Origin of the sequence: Brevundimonas sp. UBA7534 (genome assembly GCF_002479325.1) — a bacterium.
Taxonomy (GTDB): domain Bacteria; phylum Pseudomonadota; class Alphaproteobacteria; order Caulobacterales; family Caulobacteraceae; genus Brevundimonas.
This window is the reverse complement of the sequence record NZ_DLMO01000167.1, coordinates 1,760-1,998: the sequence shown is the minus strand read 5'-3', so window position 1 is coordinate 1,998 and position 239 is coordinate 1,760. Positions and strand designations below refer to the sequence as shown.

Annotated in this window: 1 protein-coding gene; it reads right to left on the bottom strand. The window is 71.1% G+C overall.

Annotation, left to right across the window (positions count from 1 at the left end; translation table 11 throughout):
- On the bottom strand, nt 1-239 hold a 239-nt coding region (locus B2U11_RS14050), incomplete at both ends, for an efflux RND transporter permease subunit (RefSeq protein ID WP_292072628.1).

The window sequence follows — 239 nt, the reverse complement described above, 5'->3', positions numbered from 1 at the left end:
GGCTGCTTGGCGGCCTCGGCGCGGAAGAACTGCACCGCGTCGTCGATGGTCATGCCGGGGTTCAGGTCGGCCTGCAGGGTGATGGCGCGCTGGCGATCCAGGCGGCGCCGATCCGGCGTGTCGCCCGTGGTCTGGGTCTTCACGACCGTGGACAGCGGCACCAGCTGTCCGCCGCCGGTGGCGACATAGAGCGCCTCCAGATCGGCGACCTCGCGGCGGTTGTCGCGATCGGTCTGCAG